21 protein-coding genes are annotated in these 21,730 nt (G+C 41.4%); 15 read left to right on the top strand and 6 right to left on the bottom strand.

Annotated elements, in window-relative coordinates; translation table 11 throughout:
• Positions 1-18 precede the first annotated feature (18 nt).
• The 3 genes from gldF (at position 19) to dnaN (ending at position 3,664) form a co-directional block, all read left to right on the top strand.
• A complete protein-coding gene (gene gldF, locus F2B13_RS01605; RefSeq protein ID WP_149275495.1) occupies positions 19-753 on the top strand; it encodes a gliding motility-associated ABC transporter permease subunit GldF in 735 nt (244 codons plus the stop codon).
• Entirely contained in the window at positions 750-2,414 is a 1,665-nt protein-coding gene (gene gldG, locus F2B13_RS01600) for a gliding motility-associated ABC transporter substrate-binding protein GldG (protein WP_149302885.1), read from the top strand. Before gldF ends, gldG begins: the two co-directional genes overlap by 4 nt.
• A gap of 131 nt (positions 2,415-2,545) precedes the next feature.
• Complete coding sequence (dnaN, locus tag F2B13_RS01595; RefSeq protein ID WP_149302883.1) at positions 2,546-3,664, top strand: DNA polymerase III subunit beta; 1,119 nt, start codon at positions 2,546-2,548, stop codon at positions 3,662-3,664.
• Positions 3,665-3,677: 13 nt separating this feature from the next.
• Here the strand turns inward: dnaN and F2B13_RS01590 are convergent, their stop codons facing one another.
• The 3 genes from F2B13_RS01590 to F2B13_RS01580 all read right to left on the bottom strand — a co-directional run bounded on the left by F2B13_RS01590 (position 3,678) and on the right by F2B13_RS01580 (position 5,761).
• Complete coding sequence (locus F2B13_RS01590; protein WP_149302882.1) at positions 3,678-4,706, bottom strand: glycosyltransferase; 1,029 nt, start codon at positions 4,704-4,706, stop codon at positions 3,678-3,680.
• A 126-nt stretch (positions 4,707-4,832) separates the two neighbouring features.
• Positions 4,833-5,195 (bottom strand): DUF4870 domain-containing protein, encoded by a 363-nt coding sequence (locus tag F2B13_RS01585; RefSeq protein ID WP_149302880.1) that lies wholly within the window; start codon positions 5,193-5,195, stop codon positions 4,833-4,835.
• 140 nt (positions 5,196-5,335) lie between these two features.
• The gene (locus F2B13_RS01580) at positions 5,336-5,761 is read right to left on the bottom strand and encodes a coiled-coil domain-containing protein (RefSeq protein WP_149275490.1); all 426 of its coding nucleotides are present in this window, start codon (positions 5,759-5,761) and stop codon (positions 5,336-5,338) included.
• Positions 5,762-5,889: 128 nt separating this feature from the next.
• Here F2B13_RS01580 and mnmE point away from each other — a divergent pair, with 128 nt between their 5' ends.
• Together mnmE and F2B13_RS01570 are read left to right on the top strand one after the other, a co-directional pair.
• The gene (mnmE, locus tag F2B13_RS01575; protein WP_149302878.1) at positions 5,890-7,278 is read left to right on the top strand and encodes a tRNA uridine-5-carboxymethylaminomethyl(34) synthesis GTPase MnmE; all 1,389 of its coding nucleotides are present in this window, start codon (positions 5,890-5,892) and stop codon (positions 7,276-7,278) included.
• Positions 7,279-7,306: 28 nt separating this feature from the next.
• Entirely contained in the window at positions 7,307-8,782 is a 1,476-nt protein-coding gene (locus F2B13_RS01570; RefSeq protein WP_232625177.1) for a transglutaminase-like domain-containing protein, read from the top strand.
• A 9-nt stretch (positions 8,783-8,791) separates the two neighbouring features.
• Here F2B13_RS01570 and F2B13_RS01565 read toward each other — a convergent pair whose 3' ends face one another.
• Together F2B13_RS01565 and F2B13_RS01560 are read right to left on the bottom strand one after the other, a co-directional pair.
• A complete protein-coding gene (locus F2B13_RS01565; protein WP_149277141.1) occupies positions 8,792-9,028 on the bottom strand; it encodes a hypothetical protein in 237 nt (78 codons plus the stop codon).
• A gap of 212 nt (positions 9,029-9,240) precedes the next feature.
• Positions 9,241-11,457 (bottom strand): S8 family serine peptidase, encoded by a 2,217-nt coding sequence (locus F2B13_RS01560; protein WP_149302876.1) that lies wholly within the window; start codon positions 11,455-11,457, stop codon positions 9,241-9,243.
• A 984-nt stretch (positions 11,458-12,441) separates the two neighbouring features.
• On the opposite strand from F2B13_RS01560, the gene F2B13_RS01555 reads away from it, so the two are divergent.
• The 10 genes from F2B13_RS01555 to F2B13_RS01510 all read left to right on the top strand — a co-directional run bounded on the left by F2B13_RS01555 (position 12,442) and on the right by F2B13_RS01510 (position 20,705).
• A complete protein-coding gene (locus F2B13_RS01555; protein WP_149302874.1) occupies positions 12,442-12,831 on the top strand; it encodes a DUF983 domain-containing protein in 390 nt (129 codons plus the stop codon).
• 3 nt (positions 12,832-12,834) lie between these two features.
• Complete coding sequence (locus F2B13_RS01550) at positions 12,835-13,467, top strand: Crp/Fnr family transcriptional regulator (protein ID WP_149277138.1); 633 nt, start codon at positions 12,835-12,837, stop codon at positions 13,465-13,467.
• Positions 13,468-13,536: 69 nt separating this feature from the next.
• Complete coding sequence (locus F2B13_RS01545; protein ID WP_149277137.1) at positions 13,537-15,261, top strand: SulP family inorganic anion transporter; 1,725 nt, start codon at positions 13,537-13,539, stop codon at positions 15,259-15,261.
• 78 nt (positions 15,262-15,339) lie between these two features.
• Positions 15,340-16,755 carry an MBL fold metallo-hydrolase gene (locus tag F2B13_RS01540; protein WP_149302872.1) on the top strand — a complete coding sequence of 472 codons (1,416 nt, stop codon included), beginning with the start codon at positions 15,340-15,342 and terminating at the stop codon, positions 16,753-16,755.
• Positions 16,756-16,907: 152 nt separating this feature from the next.
• On the top strand, positions 16,908-18,317 hold the full coding sequence (locus F2B13_RS01535; RefSeq protein ID WP_149303730.1) for an MBL fold metallo-hydrolase: 1,410 nt from the start codon (positions 16,908-16,910) through the stop codon (positions 18,315-18,317).
• 168 nt (positions 18,318-18,485) lie between these two features.
• Complete coding sequence (locus F2B13_RS01530; RefSeq protein ID WP_198439884.1) at positions 18,486-18,863, top strand: rhodanese-like domain-containing protein; 378 nt, start codon at positions 18,486-18,488, stop codon at positions 18,861-18,863.
• A gap of 211 nt (positions 18,864-19,074) precedes the next feature.
• Positions 19,075-19,737 (top strand): peroxiredoxin, encoded by a 663-nt coding sequence (locus tag F2B13_RS01525; RefSeq protein ID WP_149302870.1) that lies wholly within the window; start codon positions 19,075-19,077, stop codon positions 19,735-19,737.
• A gap of 90 nt (positions 19,738-19,827) precedes the next feature.
• Positions 19,828-20,169, top strand: a complete 342-nt coding sequence (locus F2B13_RS01520) for a rhodanese-like domain-containing protein (RefSeq protein WP_149277134.1) — start codon at positions 19,828-19,830, stop codon at positions 20,167-20,169.
• A gap of 53 nt (positions 20,170-20,222) precedes the next feature.
• A complete protein-coding gene (locus F2B13_RS01515; RefSeq protein ID WP_149277133.1) occupies positions 20,223-20,330 on the top strand; it encodes a cation transporter in 108 nt (35 codons plus the stop codon).
• A 72-nt stretch (positions 20,331-20,402) separates the two neighbouring features.
• Positions 20,403-20,705, top strand: a complete 303-nt coding sequence (locus F2B13_RS01510) for an aspartate/glutamate racemase family protein (RefSeq protein ID WP_149302868.1) — start codon at positions 20,403-20,405, stop codon at positions 20,703-20,705.
• A 112-nt stretch (positions 20,706-20,817) separates the two neighbouring features.
• Here F2B13_RS01510 and F2B13_RS01505 read toward each other — a convergent pair whose 3' ends face one another.
• Positions 20,818-21,696 carry a sterol desaturase family protein gene (locus F2B13_RS01505; RefSeq protein ID WP_149302867.1) on the bottom strand — a complete coding sequence of 293 codons (879 nt, stop codon included), beginning with the start codon at positions 21,694-21,696 and terminating at the stop codon, positions 20,818-20,820.
• Positions 21,697-21,730 lie beyond the last annotated feature (34 nt).

The following is a 21,730-nucleotide window of genomic DNA, read 5'->3' as shown; positions in this document are numbered from 1 at the left end:
TCGTAGTTCCGCTCAACCATGCTCGCCATCTTTAAACGCGAAATACAGTCCTTTTTCAACTCGCCCATAGGGTATCTGGTGGTGGGTCTTTTTTTGATATTGAACGGTCTTTTCCTTTGGGTTTTCAAGGGACCATTCAATATATTCGATTATGGCTTCGCGGATCTCTCTAATTTCTTTTTACTTGCCCCTTGGGTATTTCTGTTTCTCATACCGGCCATCACCATGAAAAGCTTTTCCGAAGAGAAAAAATTGGGCACCTTAGAGCTTTTGTTCATTAAACCCTTATCGATTTGGCAAACAGTTTTAGGAAAGTTCTTGGGAACCTTTGTTTTAGGTCTCATTGCCCTGTTGCCTACTTTACTCTATGTTTATACTGTTTCAGAGCTAGGAACTGTCAAAGGAAATCTTGATATAGGCCTTGTGATCGGATCTTACTTTGGAACCATCTTCTTAATGGCTTGTTATACCTCAATCGGTCTTTTTGCCTCTACCCTATCCGAAAATCAAATAGTCGCTTTTATTCTAGGCCTGATAATATGCTTTGTGTTGTACTACGGTTTTGAAGGTATTTCAACTTTATTCAAAAATGGTGGCGCTTTTTTCTTCTGGCAAGCCATGGGCATGAAATACCATTTTGAAAGTATAGCCAGGGGTGTTTTAGATACGAGGGACCTTATTTATTTCTTTTCCATTACAGTGTTCTTTCTCTTTCTCACAGTGGCTCAATTAACAAACATGGTACAGAGATGAAAAAAAGAGTCGTTCCGATCATCATAGGTTTTGTCTTGTTAATTTTGGTGAATGTATTTGCCAGTTTTGTCTACACGAGAATCGACCTAACCGAAGATCAACGCTACTCGCTATCAGAATCGGCCGTATCGACGATCAAACATTTTGAAAAACCGGTGATTGTCGATGTGCTTTTGGATGGAAATCTCCCTCCTGAGTTTTTAAAATTACAAATTGAGACACGGCAAATTCTAGAAGAATTCGCCTCTAAAAACAATAATATCAAGTTCAGCTTTGTCAATCCCTTAGAGGAAGTAGCCCAAATAGAAGGCACATTGACAGATCTCCAGGCCATGGGTCTTACCCCTGCCCAAATTACGGTTGAAGATAATGGAAAGGTATCCCAAGAAATTGTTTTTCCCTGGGCCATGGTCAATTACGATAACAAAACGGTTAAAGTGCCCCTGCTAAAGAATAAATTGGGTGTAACTTCAGAAGAACGCGTCAACAATTCGGTACAGCAACTCGAATATGTATTCGCCGATGCATTCTCTAAACTGGGAATAAAAGAAAAAAAGCAAGTGGCCATCATAAAAGGTAATGGCGAACTAGACGACCTTTTTCTGGCCGATTTTCTTACCTCGATACGGGAATACTATAACATTGGTGCCATCACCCTGGACTCCGTCGCCAGCAACGCACAAAAAACCCTGGACCAGTTGACGAACTATGATCTCGCCATCATCGCAAAACCTACCGAGGCCTTTACCGATGCTGAAAAATATATACTCGATCAGTATATCGTCAATGGGGGGAAATCGATATGGCTCTTGGATATGGTAGACATCGAGCTTGACAGCCTGTTGAATGAAGAAGGAACGGCACTGGCCCTGCCGAGAGACTTAAATCTTACCGACTTCTTTTTCAGGTACGGCGTTCGTATCAATCCGAACCTGGTCAACGATCTGTATTTCACTCAAATAGTCTTGGCTACAGGAGAAGGCAATCAATCACAGTACAATCCCGTCCCCTGGTATTACAACCCTATGGTGTTTTCAAAAAACGAACACCCCATAACCAATAATATAGAAGCCGTTCGTTTACAATTTGCCAATACTATCGATACACTTCCGAATGACAACAAAAAGACCATCTTACTTCGCAGCTCGCCCCTCTCACGTGTCGAAGGCACCCCGAAACAAATCAATCTTGATATTGTAAATACGCCGCCAAATAAAGAAAAGTATACCAATGGGGATCAACCAATGGCTGTGCTTATTTCGGGTACATTCGTTTCTGCCTTTGCCAATCGTATCAAACCTTTACAATTAAAAGGAGCTAAAGATCTGGGAGAGGCCAACCAAATGTTAATTGTGGCCGATGGCGATATTATTGCAAACCAAGTTCGAAATGGCCGCCCCTTGGAATTGGGGTATGATAAATGGACAAACAATTACTACGGTAATAAAGAATTTCTTATGAATAGCCTTAATTTTCTCCTAGATGATTCAGGACTTATAAACATTCGAAGTAAACGTGTATCGATTCCTTTTTTGGATGCTACCAAGGTAGCTGAACAAAGAACCAAATGGCAGCTAATGAATATCGGGCTTCCGCTACTATTGACTCTAATTTTCGGTCTGCTCCTCCAACATTTTAGGAAGCGACGATACGGCATCTAGGTGTTGATAAGTTTGTTTCGCTAAAAAGTACAATTCAAATATCTTTGTTTGTCTTGATTTTTCGAAGGTTTCAACTGAATTTCAGACATATCAGAACACTAAATCCCTATAATTGAAATAATAATACCCCTATGAAATTCATAGTATCAAGCACGTATCTATTAAAGCAACTTCAGGTTCTCGGCGGCGTAATAAACAATAGCAATACTTTGCCCATATTGGACAACTTTTTGTTCGATCTCAATCAAGACAAACTGACCGTGTCGGCTTCTGATCTGGAGACCACTATTAGTACGGTTCTCAAGGTAGATTCCGATAACGAAGGTACTATTGCCGTGCCCGCAAGACTATTGTTGGATACGCTCAAGACATTTCCGGAACAACCCCTAACCTTTGTTGTGGAAAACAACAATACGGTCGAGATCAGTTCCAATCATGGAAAATATGCCCTAGCCTATGCCGATGGTGCCGAATTTCCCAAGGCGGTCGAATTGGTTAACCCGAGTTCGACTACGGTAATGGGGGATATTTTAGCCACGGCAATCGACAAAACTATCTTTGCCGCCGGCAATGATGACCTACGACCGGTGATGAGCGGGGTGTTCTTCCAATTTTCAACCGAAAATTTGACTTTTGTGGCCACCGATGCCCATAAATTGGTAAAGTACCAACGTACCGATGTGACCGCTTCACAGCTTGCCGAATTTATCATGCCCAAGAAACCTTTGAATCTGCTGAAAGGAATTTTGGCCGGAAGCGAATCCGATGTAAACATTGAATACAATGATAGCAATGCAAAATTTAGTTTCGAAAATACTGAACTCATCTGTCGTTTGATCGACGGGAAATACCCGAATTATGAAGCGGTAATTCCTAAGGAGAATCCGAACAAACTATCTATTTCAAGAGCACAATTTTTAAGTTCCGTGCGCCGAGTGGCCATATTCTCAAATAAGACAACCCACCAAATACGCTTGAAAATAGCTGGTGCAGAACTGAATATATCCGCCGAAGACATCGATTATAGCAATAAAGCAGAAGAGCGATTAACCTGTTCCTATCAGGGCGACGATATGCAAATCGGCTTTAACTCTCGTTTTCTGACCGAAATGCTAAATAACCTCAATTCTGAAGAAATCTCCTTGGAAATGAGCCTTCCGAACCGTGCCGGAATTCTAACACCTGCAGATGGTCTTGATGAAGGTGAAAACATCACCATGCTAGTTATGCCCGTAATGTTGAACTCATAACAAAAAACCGCTCTTAACCGAGGTTTATTAGCTTGTATTGGAGCCTTTTATATGTCAGGACTAAAAGTAGCAACGACTCGTTGTTCAGCGTATGCATCACTAATCTTTTAGCTAAAGGGTCTTTCCTACTTGTGGGCAGCTTTAACGGATAGACTTTAATTTCCTTCAGTTGTAAAAGATAGGTCTTTGCTTGTTTGCTATCTAGATTCGAGCGAATGAGCTTTAGCAAAAACGACCCTACAAAAACGTTTCTGCGGTTTTTCAAGTTAGGGACCACCCCATTTGTTTGGGGTACATCCGTCTTTTCCAATTGGTTTATAAAATTGGTAAAATTTCGTATCATCATGTGCAAGCTGCCTAGCAACACCTGACGGTGGCGATTTTCCTTATTACGCATAATCGACCCCTTGCTTTGAAAGTAGCAATGTACGGCGATCGGAATATGTGCGATTCTTTTTGCAAGACTAAACGTTTTCAACGTAAAAAGAACATCCCCGTTGTATTGATTTTCACCGAAATTAATATGGTGATCTCTAAGCAAAGATGTTTTAACGATATACCACCATATTTCAAAGCGTATAGATGGATTACGCTCGAGGTATTGATAACCACTGCATATTTTAGATTCGCTGGGCATACTTATCGATATGATAGGTTCAAAACTTTCAATACGCTGTGTAACCAAGGTATTGAAGCCAATGATATCCAGCGAATGCTCCTTAGCGAGTCTTACAAGCACTCCCAATGCGTCAAAAGCAATCAAATCATCTGCATCAAGACAGTAAATATATTCACCTCGAGCTCGGTTCAACAACGTATTTCTAGCGATGCACGGTCCGGAATTAAATTGTTGGAATAGATAAATATTCTTAAAGCGGTCCGCATAACGCTTAGCAATGGTATAGCTCTGGTCGGATGAACCGTCATCCATAATCAGAATTTCATATTCATCTTCAGTCAGATCCTGTTGAAGTAGACAGTCCAGACACCGAGCAACGTACTGATCGACATTGAAAATTGGCACGATTACGCTTAGCAACATTTGTTCGATGGGTTTAATCAAAAAATCCGAAGGCTAAGAAAGCTTTCGGATTTTGAATATACCAAGAATCGTTCATCTGGCCTTATGTTTTTACGCACATTTCCATTTGCTATAGATAGGAAGTTATCAGATAAATCGGATGGTCATAAAGTAGCTCGGCGATTCACCATTACTTGCTTTAACCGCATTAACGATGGGCAGTAAAAAAGCAACGATACCGATAAATATAAGCGAGATAATGCCCAAACCTAAAAGCAGTATGGCCGGTACACTAAGAATTGAAAGCAAAATAACGGTCAATTGAAAGTTGACAACCGCTTTTCCGTGCTCGTCCATATCCAAAATTTTGTCTTTTGTAGTGAGCCAAATGACTAATGGGACTATCAAACCACCGATTCCCGTTACATAGGTCAGCAATTGGGAAAGATGGGTCAAGACCAATAGTTCACGATTTGTTTCAAGTGCTTTGTTTTGATTGATGATTTCCATTAGCTTATTTTTAAGGGTTTTATAGATAAGACGAAATAGTAGCGAAAATGTTACAATCTAGCTTGCACTACCCAATCAATATCGCATAAATCATCTCGTAAAGACCCATTTTATTAAAAATTGGTAATTATAATTTTTACTCAATAAAATCGACGTTCAAGCTTGCGTAATTGTTCCCTATCCTTAGCTATCCCCGATCTCAATCGATCCAATTGTTTCGTAACTTTTTCAATGTCATTGGGCGATAATTTTCCTTTCTTGCGATCGGCATTCAATTTTTCTTCCATTTTAGCTATTTTCCGATCATCTCTTTCGATAGATCTTTTAAGCGAGGCGATTTTGCGTACCGCCTTATCGTGCTTTTTAGCTTCCTTTTCCAACTTTTTTCTTGCCTTTTCCGATTTTTTAGCCGCTCTCTCGGCCTTGTCCACTTTGATTTGCATTTCCTTGGCGTTCACTGATTCTGAAGGAATGCGTTGCTCTACGGTACTTTCTTGGGAATAAGAATACGGCATACTTCCTAGAGCCATCATACCTATCATAAAAAGTAAAATATAGAATTTCATTTCGCTGATTTCGTTTATAGTTAATAGTTGTCGAAGGTATGAATTTTCGTGTTTGCTTAAAGCCATATACGTTACTTTAGGCTGGTGTGGAAAGAGATAGGTCAATTTCTTTTAGCTATTTTTGCAGCATGATACTGAACGATACCATAATTGCGCTAGCCACCGCACCTGGGGCGGGCGCGATTGCTGTCATACGCCTTTCCGGAAAGGAAGCAATTGATATCGCGGACGCGTATTTTCAATCGATCCACGGCAAAGGTTTACTTGATCAGAAAAGCCACACCATACTCTTAGGGCATATACTTGAAGATACTAAAATCTTAGATCAGGTCTTGGTCTCAATTTTTAAGGGGCCACATTCGTATACCGGAGAAGATGTTATTGAGATCTCGTGTCATGGATCTCCATACATTCAGCAACAAATTATCCAACTTTTCTTAAGAAATGGATGCCGCATGGCCCAAGCTGGTGAGTTTACCCTCAGAGCATTTATGAACGGGAAATTAGATTTGAGCCAGGCGGAAGCCGTAGCCGACTTAATTGCCTCTGACAACGAAGCGAGCCATCAAGTGGCCATACAACAAATGCGAGGTGGGTTCAGTAGTGAAATTAAAGAACTCGCTGATGAACTTTTGAATTTTGCGTCGCTCATAGAATTGGAGCTTGATTTTGCCGAGGAAGACGTAGAATTTGCGGATCGGAAGCGTTTCAATGACCTTTTGAAACGTATGGGAAAAGTGCTAAAAGGATTAATAGACAGTTTTGCAGTTGGTAACGTAATCAAAAACGGGATTCCGGTGGCCATTGTGGGCGAACCCAACGTTGGCAAATCGACCTTGCTCAATGTACTATTGAACGAAGAGCGTGCTATCGTTTCGGAAATAGCGGGGACTACCCGCGATGCCATCGAAGATGAAATTTCCATAGGGGGGTTCGGTTTCCGATTCATCGACACAGCGGGTATTAGAGAAACCAAAGACGTAGTGGAAGGTATCGGAATACAAAAGACGTTTGAAAAGATAGCCAAGTCGCGGGTGGTCATCTATCTCGTGGATGCCCATAAATTTGAGGAGGAAAAAGATCGATATATTCTAGAAATCGGCAAAATAAAAACCAAGTATCCCCAAACCCCTCTTTTTGTCATAGCCAACAAAATAGATCGAATCGACAAGTCCACCCTTACGCAAATCGAATCGGCCATTCCAGAAGTGCTGCTGGTTTCTGCAAAAGAAGGTATAGGGATAGAAGTACTCAAAGACCGGTTGTTGGCTCTCGTGGAAACCGGTACCCTTCGAAATAGTGATACTATAGTCACCAACAGTCGACATTATGATGCCCTGGTAAAAGCTCTAGAAGCTATTGACAGGGTGCGTTTAGGTATGGACGAAGGTATCTCCAGCGATCTATTGGCCATTGATATTCGGGAAGCCCTGAACTTTTTGGGAGAAATCACGGGTAAAGTGACCTCAGATGATCTTCTAGGTAATATTTTTGCCAACTTTTGTATCGGAAAGTAAAATATCCCATTGTTATAATTGTTCGTCGATGGCAATCCTTAGCATCCATGGAATACATGCCCACACTTTATTGGGAGTAAGGTCTAATTATCGTAAATTCACAGCATATCAATATGACACTACTAAAATGATACGGAATCGCATTTTTTTGACCTTATTTACCGGCATTACCATGGCCTGCAATACCACAACAAAACAAAAAGAAACATCGGTGGCCGAAACCAACGCGCCTAAGATTTTGAAGGCCGATATTGAGGCGGGTATCAAAGCTAATATCGACCAAAAAGTGGAAGAAGGGGATGGATATTTTCATATGAAGGCCGATGGAAAAGAGTTAAAACTCCAATTGGTACGTGTACATACTGAATATTTGGCCAATTTGGGTCCGCGGCGTCATTTTGCATGCGTCGATCTCGCTGATGTTAGCGGTGACGTTTATGACGTGGATTTCTTTTTAGAAGGTGACCCAGGCCAAATGCACGTAACCGAAACAACGCTTCACAAACTTAACGGCAAGCCGTTCTACACCTGGAAACAACGTGAGGATAAAACTTGGCATCGGGTACCTATGAAAAAGGCATCGTCTAACCTACTAGGAGTAATAGAAGGTCAGGATACCTTTGAATTTAGGTACGAAGTAACAATTCCCGATCTTCAGGAATCCGCAAAACTGTGGATTCCGGTTGCTCAAAGCGATAGGTTTCAAACCATTGAGTTAAAATCGTTGGTCGTGCCTACGGAACATCGAATGCTCAATGAAAAAGAATACGGTAATAAAATACTATATCTAGAACCGACTGTAGAAGATAGTGGCAAAAAGGTGGAGCTGGTCTACCATGTAGAACGTCAGGAGAAAAAACCGTATGAAGAAAATTCGTCCCCGACAAAATATCTTGACGCCAGTTTACTGATGCCGGTAGGAGATCGGTTCCAGGTTTTGGCAGATTCCATCATTGGGGTCAAACGAAGCGAAGGTACGCTAATGCAGGCACGAGCCCTATATGATTATGTTATTGAAAACATGCGGTATAGAAAAGCGGGTAAATATGGCACGGGCGATGCCATTTATGCCTGCGATGCCCTTACCGGTAATTGTACCGAATTCCACTCCCTCTTTATTTCCCTCGCCCGATCCGCTGGAATTCCTTCGCGATTCGCGGTAGGCGCAGCCATTCCATCAGAACGTAACGATGGCGGAGTCAACGGCTATCATTGTTGGGCCGAATTTTTTGCGGATGGAAAATGGTGGCCCGTAGATATCAGTGAAGCCAATAAGTATACTGCCTTGGCTACGTATTATTTTGGTAGACATCCTGCAAACCGTATCGAATTTACGAAAGGCCGTGATTTAAAAATAGAGCCCGGACCAAAGTCCGGGCCCATTAACTTTCTTGCCTATCCCGTTATGGAGGAAGGCGACAACCCCGTTTATCCCAAAACATTTTTTTCGTTCGAAAGAAATCCGGGGCAAAATAATCAGGACAAAGTAGCGTCTTTACCCTAATAAAAAATATTAACCATCCGGGTGCTCCGCTTCGGCTTCTCCATCATCTGACGGATGCTCTTCACTTTGTGGGTGCTCTTCACCGGCATCCTCTTCAGTAGGATGTTCTTCAGCCTGTGGATGTTCCTCCTGTTCGGTCTTCTCTTGCTTTTTTTGATCTCTACATGAGGTCAAAAAACCAGCAGAGATAAAACAGGCCAAAAACAGAATTAATGCAAAATTCTTAAATGTTTTTACTCGTCTCATTTCGTAGGTGATTAATTAAAGTTATTTGATCATAAATATGTTAACACTCTAAAGATACTACTTTCGTTGTAAATTTCGATTAACTCTATAATTTTTAGGCACATACAACATCTTTTATTGATGCTGTTCCCAATAAATTGGCACTATGTACATATAAAGGCCATAACCTATTCTAGGTTATGGCCATATTTTTAAAGTAGTGCCCTTGATCATTAAAATTCTCCCAATATCCTGTTTGCCCGTAACAGTTCTGGATTCAGTGTGATGGTCAAACCACCTGTGACCGTCCAGGCAATACCGAACCAGGTTGAATCCGTTCCTGACCATCTACGGATCTTTATGGTATATGTTTTACCTGGCTGTCCGGTAAATTCAGCGATTTCATAACTATTATCCCATGATCCGCTATAACCCACGATAGCCCCATTTTCATCATAGACAATCAGGTCAAGGTCAACTTTTAGTTCCGACATGTACCAACTCCAAAATAAAAAAGAGGTTTTGGTGGTTTTTGAAGTCCATGCCAGGGCCACCTTAACTTTTCTAGGTCCGAAAATGTAATTTGGAAGGGTCACTTTATATTCGAAAGTCGATAATTTATCGTTTCCGAAGTTTGAAGAACTCAGCAGGCCAATATCCCAGCCCCTTTGGCTTGCGGGGGCGTTTGCCCAACGTCGATGTTTTGCAATATTACACCCTTCTATGGCATTCACAGCGCCTGCTCCGTCTTTGGCATCAATGTTATTAATTACATCTTGCCACCAGGTGCTGTCGGTAACGTTTTTTGTGGCACTGGCCGCCAATATTGCACGGCATCCTTCCGGCCAATGTTTCAAAATGCCGTTTGTGGCTTGAAGAAGCGCTGAAACGCCTACGACAGCAGGTGAAGCCATACTGGTGCCGCTTTTGGTTATGCCATCGGCGGTAACGCTTATTCCATTTGCACATATTTCAGGTAATTCCCGGTCTCCGTGAGACGAACTCGGATTTCGAAATACCGAAGAGGTCGACATGGCCGAAGCAGTATCATTGTGATTGCCCACTGAAATTGTATTGTAACCCTTATGGTTTACAAATTCACTGCTTGGCGGGTTTATATTGTCCGAGTCACCGTTCCAAAAATTGCCTGCCGCATGAACGATCAACGGATACGGGTAATGGGTTGCCAAATAGTCGCCATAAATATCATCACTAGATAAAGCCCCGGAGCCCGGTTCGCTCGATCGGTGAAAACTTTGATTGATGATTGTACAACCTTTGTCCTTAACGGCCCATGTCAGTGCATCTCTGTCCTTATCGTTAGCGGAATACAAGCTACAGCCAGAGGCATGGCCGTTGGGAGTACCTGATTCTTTGTTTCTTATTATTGCATGAACGTTTTGCGAGTGGTCTGATGTTGAAGGGTTATTCTTGTATTTACCGGAAATGACCAAATCGGTATTACTGGTGGGTCCAGACTCCCAAACGGCAACTTTTACTCCTGAACCGTTTTCACCCCCAGCTTGAACAACATCAGACCCGGCAATGGCCATTGAATCATCGAGATCATCGATACCCTCAGTTTCGTGAAAGAGTATTCCCGCTATTTTCGTATTTGTAGCTAGTTCACGAATATTGGAAGTCTCTATTTCTACCGTGACCAATGGAGCCAGTTCATTAAAGTTTACAATTTTTAATTTGCCCTCAAGCGATTTTCCAAATCTTTTGGTGCGTTCATACATCGCTTGCCGTTGTTCTTCGGCACGCTTCTGTAAGGACTTTGATTCACAATCATTTAGCGAACGATCAGCGGGCAATGCCTCCGCTTCTTCAACTTCATGCCAAACATCAACTAGTACGGTCTTAGGTGGATTTTTAGAATTCACCAATTCAAAAAGTGATGGGTGCAACTTTCCGAATTTCGACTGGATTTTTTCCCTGTGCTTTGCTAACAGTTTTTCACCATCAACGCGCTTACCGTTATGGTCGAATTCGAAGGCCACGGGCTTACCGGTCTTACGATCGATTGCTTTGTAAAATTCTATAAACTCGGAATCGGATATTTCATGAATAGGAAGTCGTTCTACTCCCTTTTCAACCAATTTAAGCCGGACAAAGCTGCCTATCAAGGCATTTTTATTAATTTTTGCTTGGGTAGCGATTACCGTAAACGGTATTTCAAGGGTCTCGCTTATTTTCTGTGATTTGCCATCTATCAAAGGTTCGACGATAAGCTTATGACGCCCTGGGGGTAAACCGTTTTCGGACCTCCAAACATACCCCCCTTTTTTTCGGGTAGGAGATACCCTGCCATCAACATCGATTACTCCGATGCTTCTGCTTATTGATTCGGCATCAGCATTGGATGGTATCGTAATTTCAATCGAAGAATTTGTTGTCAAAATTTCATCTCGTACAATACTGACCAGAATATTACTTTTCGTTGCCATAAGTATAAAATTTAATTAAAGATTATATGCAGTGGTGTTACGGGGGAATCACTTAGAATCTTTCCAACAAAAAGGACAGATTGCTTTTAATATTACAGTGTCGTATTGCCATTTGGAAAACGACATAGGATCAGTAACCTTGGTTTTCCTTGAAATTTCATAAAATAGTAGGGGGAGCAATACAAGTGGACAAGTGCGAAAGCACTAATACTTTGTAGCTTAAGGAGGGCTACATTCGGCATTTTCGTCGTAAAAGATGTTTCACCTTAACCGAATATAAAAATATCCAAATTATTACAAACGTTTTAGAAATATGTATGGATTCCCGGATTTACTGTATGTAATGCAGGTCACCTAGGCTTCTTGGCCATATGATAAGACCTAATCACAAATAATTGTCGTAAAAAGGTACCTAAGAGAAGTACTAGTTGCCAGCTAAACATAGATTTAGCTAAATTTAGAACCAATAGCGAACTGTTTTTGCTACCTTGTTACTTAAAAAGTGCCCACTAGCTTTAAAACCGATAAATTTTTATCTGCGTAGGTTATGAAAGAAGAAGTCGTAAGAAGCAAAGAAGTATTCAAAAGTTGTTTTTTTGTGGGTTGTGCCGGCATTCTAATATTTGTTTCCTTAGCGTTGGGTTACTTTTTTCTATGGCCTTATTAGATAGCACATTTCTATGACCCCATTAGTTTGATCGGCCGATATTTAAGTGGTTTTTTTACGAAAGGAACGATAAGTCTTTGAAACAAGGGGCTTCCTTATACTTTTAAGGGCAGAACTTGCCGTTTGATTCAATGGAATGCCATTCTATCATAAAGTAGAACAAAACAAATTTAGAAATCCAACTATTCTGCGAAAAGACTTTGTAGCCACTAACTTTAAAATGAAGATGCGCTGCTCATTACCGCTTAAATGTAACATAGGTTACGAAGTACTTGCGCTTGTTTCGCTACTTTTGAAAGCATTAAACGGAAAACGTTATGTTCAATAAAAGTTCTACGCTATATAGTATTCTCTTTTTAAAATGCCCCAGATGCCATCAAGGTGAATTTTTAGAGGCTAACCCCTACATATTGAGTAACTTTAACAAGGTGAAGGAAAGATGTCCGAAATGTGAATTAAAGTACAGTCTAGAACCGAGTTTTTACTACGGCTCCATGTACGTTTCCTATGGTGTAGGAATTGCGGTGGCTGTGGCGGTTTATATATTGACCTTATTATTTATGCTCGATTTACAGGTTTCCCATCTTTTCATTTTAATCGTTGCGGTACTCGTCATTCTGATGCCTTATATTGCAGCAGTTTCAAAATCAATTTGGGCAAACTTTTTTTTCAAGTACGATCCAGAATTGGCGAAAAAAGTGGAATAGTATATGTTACAGGAATTAAGGGAAGGTTATGGCAATTTATTTGAAAAAGGCCTAATCGATGAAATCATGCAAGTAGGCACCCTAAAAGATGTACCCGAGGGTTATAAACTTATGGACATTGGAGAATATGTAAAAGGTATGCCCCTGCTCATTTCCGGTGCTATAAAAGTGCTTCGTGAAGACAGTGATGGAGATGAACTATTATTGTACTATCTCGAGAAGGGAGATACCTGCTCGATGACCTTAACTTGCTGCATGGGCGATGCAAAAAGCGAGGTCAGGGCTATTGCGGAGACCGATACCAAACTCATTATGGTACCTGTTCAAAAAATGGAGGAGTGGACCGCCAAATACCGATCCTGGAGAAATTTTGTCTTTGAAAGTTACCATACGCGCCTCAACGAACTACTACAAACCTTAGACAGTATAGCCTTTGATCGTATGGACATGCGCCTCGTCGGATACCTTAAGGAAAAGGCTCGAATAAACAAAGAGGATATTATTAGGAATACACACCAAGAAATTGCCTACGAATTGCATAGCTCCCGCGTAGTTATCTCGCGGCTATTAAAGAAATTGGAGCAGATGGGTAAAATAGAGCTTCATCGAAACTATATAAAAATCTTGAAATTGTAGCCAATCTGTAACTTAGGTTACTGTTTTACGGTCTGAGGTGACGTACTTTTGATGTGAAATCATCTTCAAATGTTAAAGCGTTACCTTCCGATTCTACAATGGCTCCCTACTTATAAAAAGTCATATCTTTCGGGCGATCTCAGTGCTGGCCTTACCGTTGGTATTATGCTTATTCCACAAGGCATGGCCTATGCCATGATTGCCGGCCTCCCCCCCGTTTTTGGACTCTACGCTTCCATAGTTCCACAGATTATCTATGCCCTACTTGGCACCTCTAGGCAACTGGCCGTCGGACCTGTTGCCATGGATTCCCTTTTAGTGGCGTCAGGCCTAGGTGCTCTGGCCATTTCGGGAATCGATGAGTATATCGCCATGGCCATTTTTCTTGCATTTTTTATGGGTACGGTACAACTTGCACTGGGTCTTTTGAGGATGGGGTTCTTGGTAAATTTCTTATCGAAACCTGTCATAAGCGGCTTCACTTCCGCTGCTGCAATCATCATCGGACTAAGTCAGTTGAAACATCTGCTCGGCACTTCAATAGACCGTAGTAATCAATTGCAAATCCTTTTAAAAAATGCTTTTGCTACACTGTCGGAATTACATTGGATTACCTTGCTTATCGGAGTAATTTCTATACTACTGATTAAGGCATTAAAAAAAATTAACCAAAGAATCCCCGGAGCTCTGATCGTCGTTATATTGGGTATTCTAACCGTTTATTTCTTTAATTTAAATCAATTCGGAGTTCACATTGTAGGCAACGTACCGAGAGGACTACCCTCTTTTGCCGTACCGGTTATTGACTTTGCCAGAATATCAGAACTAATACCCATCGTATTAACTTTGGCACTTATTGCATTTATGGAGGCTGTTTCGGTGGCTAAGGCCATAGAAGAAAAACATTCCGAGTACGAAATTGATGCAAATCAAGAGCTTATTGCACTAGGCACTTCAAATATTATAGGATCTTTTTTTCAATCCTATCCGACCACTGGAGGGTTCTCAAGAACGGCGGTCAATGACCAAGCAGGGGCAAAAACAGGAATAGCCCCAATGGTAAGTGCAATTATAGTGGGATTGACCCTACTTTTTTTAACTCCCCTGTTTTATTATTTACCCAATGCGGTTTTAGCTGCTATCGTTATGGTAGCGGTCTTTGGCCTGATCGACACAAAATATCCAAGACAACTGTACCGACACCGTAGAGATGAATTTTTTCTTCTACTAATCACCTTTCTTATGACCCTGACAGTCGGAATTAAAGAAGGTATACTATTCGGGGTCTTAATTTCATTATTGCTACTGGTATATCGGACTTCGAGACCCCATATGGCCATTTTAGGTCGCATAAAAAACACCGATTACTTCAAGAATGTGATGCGATTTCCAGAAGATACGGAAACCTTTCCCGAGTTTTTAATAGTACGTTTCGATGCACAGCTTTACTTCGGGAACAAAGATTATTTTAGAAAAGAGTTGATAAAACACCTCGAACGCAAGGGGTTGGCCGTCAAATATATAATTCTGAATGCCGAGGCCATTAATTATATTGATAGCAGTGCGGTTCACATGCTGAGAAAACTCATCCACGATTTAAAAAATAAAGGTATCAAACTGGTGATTGCCGGTGCCATTGGTCCAACTCGCGATATTCTGCACAGCAGCGGTCTCACAAATGACATCGGTAAGGAAAATCTTTTTGTCAAAACACATGAGGCCCTTGATCATTGCCAAACGTACAGCCACAAGTCGATTATGGAAGAAAAAATTTCGTTGCAGGCCAAAATATAGGTCAATGTAACCTAGGTAACTGTACACCTGTGTCGTGCACTCTATTTTTAACCTATGAACTTCTAAAAACTTATAATTATGAAAGTAGAACAAATTTATACAGGCTGTCTAGCCCATGCGGCATACTATATAGAAAGCAATGGTGTCGCAGCCGTATTCGATCCATTACGAGAGGTACAACCTTATATCGATAGGGCGCAAATCGACAATGCGGAAATCAAATATGTGTTTGAGACCCACTTTCATGCCGACTTCGTAAGCGGCCATCTTGACCTTAGAAAAAAGGCAGGGGCGGAGATAGTATTCGGACCAGGGGCCAAACCCTCTTATGAGGCCACCGTGGCCGAAGATGGACAGATTTTTGAGGTAGGCGATTACAAGGTGAAGGCCATCCATACACCAGGGCACACCATGGAAAGTACTACCTATCTGCTTATCGACGAAAATGGGGACGAACATGGTCTCATCACCGGGGACACCCTTTTTATTGGTGATGTGGGCCGGCCAGACCTTGCCCAACATGTGGTATCGGACCTCACCGAAGAAAAGTTGGCCGCTCACCTATACGATTCACTACGCAATAAGATCATGCCTTTAAATGATAACTTAATCGTGTATCCCAACCACGGAGCCGGATCGGCCTGTGGCAAAATGATGAGTAAAGAAACGACGGATACCCTCGGTCATCAAAAAAAGGTAAACTACGCGCTTCGACCCGACATGTCGAAAGGAGAATTCATAAAAGAACTCTTAACAGGCCTTACCACGCCTCCCGGATACTTTCCACAAAATGTATTGATGAACATCAAAGGGTACGAAAGTCTTGATGCCATAATGAACAGGGCAACCACTGCATTATCACCAGAGGCCTTTGAAGTAGCTGCCAATGAAAGTGGTGCACTGGTTTTAGACACGAGGGATGCCGAAGACTTTGCCGAAGGCTTTATTCCCAACAGTATCAACATCGGACTTGAAGGAAACTTTGCCCAATGGGTTGGTGAGATGATTCCCGACGTAAAACAACAAATATTGCTCGTCACCTATCCCGAAAAAGAAGAAGAGGCCATAACACGTTTATCCAGGGTGGGTTACGATAATACTATCGGGTATCTAAAAGGAGGCTTTCCTTCATGGAAATCGTCCGGTAAAGAATACGAAACTACCAAACGTATCTCTGTAGAAACACTAAAAGATGCCATGGCACACGAAAAACCATTGGTCATCGATGTGCGCAAGAAAAGTGAATACGACTCGCAACATGTCATTGGGGCAATCAATGTACCCCTGAACGAAATAAATAAACATCTGGCACAATTTCCGAAAAACAGTCCTTTCATCCTGTATTGTGCTGGTGGATATCGAAGTATGATTTCGGCATCCATCCTAAAACAGCGTGGCTGGGAAGATTTTACCGATGTAATCGGTGGTTTTGATGAGATTTTGGAGGCTAAGTTACCGGTTTCGGACTACGTCTGCCCCACCACCCTATTATAAACGCAGTTATAAAAAGGCCTCATCAATCGATGAGGCCTTTCTGCTTTTTGTACATAAAACCGTCCACCTTTAGGCGTAGTGAATGTAACCGATGTTACCGTATAATCTGTTTTCAATTCGTAATTTTGGACGGTTAAAAAATGAAAATATTTATGAAAGTCGAACAGATTTACACTGGATGTCTTGCCCAAGGTGCCTATTATATTGAGAGTGATCGAGAAGTCGCAATAATTGATCCGTTGAGAGAGGTCGAACCTTATATTAAGAGAGCCAAACTTGACGATGCCGAAATTAAATACATATTTGAAACACACTTTCATGCCGATTTTGTCAGTGGCCATGTAACCTTGGCCAAAAAAACCGGGGCTCCTATTGTCTACGGGCCGAACGCAAACCCGGCGTTCGATGCAATTATCGCAAAAGACAATCAGGAATTTATCTTAGGGAAAGTGACCATAAAGGTGCTACATACCCCAGGCCATACTATGGAAAGTACGACCTATTTATTACAAGACGAAGATGGCAAGGACCACGCCATTTTTAGTGGCGACACCCTATTTCTGGGAGATGTGGGCAGGCCTGATCTCGCGCAAAAAATGGGAGTTTTGACCGAAAGAGATCTGGCCGGTTATTTATATGACAGTCTCCGTAATAAAATCATGCCTCTGAGAGATGATGTAATTGTATATCCTGCCCATGGGGCGGGTTCAGCGTGTGGTAAGAACATGATGAAGGAGACCGTCGATACCTTGGGCAACCAAAAAAAGGTAAACTATGCGCTTCGTGCCGATATGACCAAGGAAGAGTTTATTGAAGAGGTCATCGAAGGATTGCTTCCCCCGCCACAATATTTTCCTTTGAACGTTAAGCTCAATAAAGAAGGCTATGAGGACATAAAAGATGTACTCAAACGTGGAACAAGGGCACTTTCTCCTAAGGCGTTTGAGGCCGCTGCCAATGAAACAGGAGCAGTAGTATTAGATGTGCGTCATCAAGACGATTATGCAAAGGGACATATACCAAGATCGATATTTATTGGTTTGGATGGAAGTTTCGCTCCTTGGGCAGGCGCTTTGATATCGGATGTAAAGCAGCCCATTCTTCTCGTCGCCCCCAAAGGTCTCGAAGGAGAGGCGGTAACACGACTTTCAAGAGTAGGATTCGATAATACCCTTGGATATCTTGAAGGAGGTTTCGAAGCATGGAAAAAAGCCGCTTTTGAATATGATACCGTCGATCAGATTGAAGTTGCCGACCTTCGAAGCATAATGGCCGAAGATAAAGCCCCCATTTTTGATGTCCGGAAGAAAAGTGAGTTTTTATCTGAACATGCTTTGGAAGCTATGAATACCCCCCTTGATTATCTGAATGACCATTTATCCGAATTTCCAGGTAACGATTTCTTTTATATACATTGTGCAGGAGGATATCGAAGCATGATAGCCGCATCGATTTTAAAAAGCCGTGGCATACATAACCTTATCGATATCAAGGGCGGTTTTGAAAAAATTAAGGATTCTGGCATTCCGGTTTCGGAATATGTATGTCCGTCCACGCTTTAAAAGATACGTCTAGCTAAAATGAAGTAAGGCTCTCTGGAAAAAAATTAGTTGGTTGAACAACAGGGGAAATATTCTAATATGAATATTCCCCTTGTTCATTTCGGCGAATTGATTAAATTGTTTATTAGAAATATAGCATTGAAAGTTATAGCGATTACATTCTTACCTATGAAAAAAATTATAGTTCTTTTTGTTCTCACACTAATAGTGGCTTCTTGCAACTCGCAACAAAAGGGAGATATCAAGGTCATCAGCATAGAGACCTTAAAGGCCGATGCGATCGGTAAAGACGTGCAACTGATAGACGTCCGTACCTCAAAGGAGTACGAAGCAGGTCACATCGACGATGCTGTCAACATCGATTTTCTTGATACGGAAAATTTCGCGAAAGAAGTCAACAAGCTCGACAAAACCGAACCCATCTATATCTACTGCCAGATGGGAGGGCGAAGTGGCAAGGCTAGCCAAAAACTAAGGGAATTGGGCTTCACCACTATTTTTGACTATAGTGGCGGTTATGGAGAGTGGAACCAAAAAAATAAGTGAGTTGCACCTTCGGCAAAGCGTTCGAACACGAAGGTAGATATACCCATGCAATGGTGTTATGGGGCTCATTCATTTTTTGAAACAACCAAATGCCTTTTTTAAAAAAAAAGTGGTCTTTCGGGACCACTTTTTACTGTTTTTAACCCTAGGTAACCTAGGTTACTGTATTCGAATTTCTCCAGTGGTATCTTAGTATCATAAAATTAAACATATGGAACTCAAAGAAAATACTATAGTAAATTCAATGCCCAGAATTGGTGACCTAGCACCCGATTTTGATGCAGTAACCACTCAGGGGAAAATAAAATTTTCCGATTTCGCCTCCGACAAATGGATCGTGATGTTTTCGCATCCCGCAGACTTCACCCCTGTATGTACAACCGAAATGAGCGGCTTCGCGACACGTAAAGCAGAGTTCGATGCATTGAATACCCAACTTCTTGGACTCAGTATCGATAGCGTACATGCACATTTGGGATGGGTTCAAAATGTACGTGAAAATACAGGTGTGTACTTTGATTTTCCCATAATTGCGGATATCGACATGAAGGTATCTAAACTATATGGCATGTTACAGCCCAATGAGAGCGAAACGGCCGCAGTACGAGCAGTCTTCTTTATCGACCCTAGTAAAAAGATTCGTTTGATTATGTACTACCCTCTAAATGTAGGCCGGAATATGAATGAGATACTACGTGCTTTGGAAGCGCTACAAACATCTGATGAATACAAGGTCGCAATGCCGTTGGATTGGAAAAAAGGGGATAGTGTCATCGTGCCCCCACCGAAGACCTTGTACGAACTGAATGCCAGACTAGCCGATAATTCGGTAGAGAAAATCGACTGGTACCTTGCAAAGAAAAATCTTAATTGAGATTGTTTTGATGGGTTTGTTGTTCATGGGAAACGGTCTTCGATATGGACCGTTTCCTATTAAAATAGTGTTCAATTTTAAATAAAAGATATGTCAATTCTCAGCACCATTTTCGGAGTTAAAAATAAATCTTCCGAGAAAATTACAATTCTCGATAAGTCAGATTATGCCAAGGCCATTGAGAACAAGGTTCAATTGGTCGACGTGCGCACCCCTTCGGAATATAACAACGGACATATTAAAAAGGCTATCAATATAGATTATTACGACCCTATCGGATTTCAAAAAGCCTTCGAAAAACTGGATAAAACGAAACCCCTGTACATCTATTGCCGTTCTGGGGCAAGAAGTCAAAAAGCCGCCCATAAACTTGTAGGGCTGGGCTTCATACATGTTTATGACCTAAAGGGTGGTTACATGCAATGGTCATGAATACGGGTACTCGGAATAAAACCAAGTGCTTATCGAAATAATAACCAACGATTATGAAAAAGACCATTATTATACGAAACCTAAAGTGCAGGGGCTGTGCGACTTCAATAACCACCAAATTGGCCGCGCTTCCGAATATCACCAGTTTGGAAATTGATTAAGCCGCCTCCTCCGTATCTTTTTGGTGTTCGAACAGTGATCAAGCCCTTTCGGTAAAGAAAAAACTAAAAGAAATGGGGTATCCGTCTATCGACTACATATCGAAAGAACACACGCAAGGCATATTCACAGAAAGAGCCCGTGATTTTTTTCTTACTCAAATCAGGTTACTAAAAGGCAAAGGTGCCGATGGTATCATTCTCGGATGTACCGAACTACCCACGCTAATGAAATCGAACGAAGAAGAATTGCCCCTTTTATCCACCACTCATTTACATGCCAAACTGGCCGTCGATTTTATTTTAGATGAAAAATTGGTAGTGCTATGTTTTTTGCTTGTGTGTAACTATCATACAGAAAGCCCTTGTATTTATTAGCTTTAGACAAAATACCCTGGTAAAAAATCAATTCAGATTTGACCCACAACCTAATCCATAGGGTAAAAACGACTTACCGCAGGTAGCGGCCAACCAAAAACCTGACCCAAAATTAATCTGCTTTTCTCCCTTTAAAGCCATGGACCAATTGGCCCCAAAAACCCTTGGGCATTTTATCATCCCCTGGGAAACCCAATGCTATTTTACCTCCATCTTCAGGAATATAATTGGTTTTAAAAATATAATCCCATACACTCAGACTTATCCCAAAATTTACCCCATAGGATCCTTTTGGTAGCTTGTAGGCATGGTGATACAAATGCATGACCGGATTATTGAAAATGTACTTAAGGGGACCCCATGTGATTTTAATATTGGAATGATTGATATGACCTATGGCAATGGCAAGAAAATGAACAATATAAGCTTGTTCGGGCTCGAACCCGCCTAAAATCATGACCCCAAATGTCTTTAGGGGTTTGTATAGAATATTTTCCATCCAATGATACCGTAAATGGGCAGCAAAGCCCATTTCCTTTACACTATGATGTACGGCGTGAAATTTCCACAAAAAAGGGTATTTATGAAGTAGGATATGGGTAAACCACTGTACAAAATCGAGCACCACGAAAAAAACGGTGAGCTGTGCCCACATTGGCCAAACCGAAATATCTATAATAGAGAGACTTTTTGCCGTAATGCCAAAATTGCCAAATAGAATCTGTAGTACGCGATACACTCCACTGATTACAATGGCGAAAAGAAAAAAGTTGAAAAACATGTAAAAGCCGTCCAACCAAAAATCCTTTCTGAAAACGGGTTGATCTTTTCTCCAAGGAAAGATAATCTCCAACATCCAAACCAACAGCGATATAGCGATCAAGCCCCAAAAATAATTGGTGTACCAAGGCACTTCGAAAATAATGGATCTCCAAGTCCACTGTAACGTTCCCAAAAAAGAGTTCACAAAAGGTTCTACGTATTCTTTCATTGTTTAATACCTATGGTTCTACAAAGATAAAGGA

The organism is Pareuzebyella sediminis (genome assembly GCF_008367235.1).
Lineage (GTDB): Bacteria > Bacteroidota > Bacteroidia > Flavobacteriales > Flavobacteriaceae > Pareuzebyella > Pareuzebyella sediminis.
Note: the sequence above shows the minus strand (reverse complement) of the source record. Positions and strands in the feature narration are given on the sequence as shown.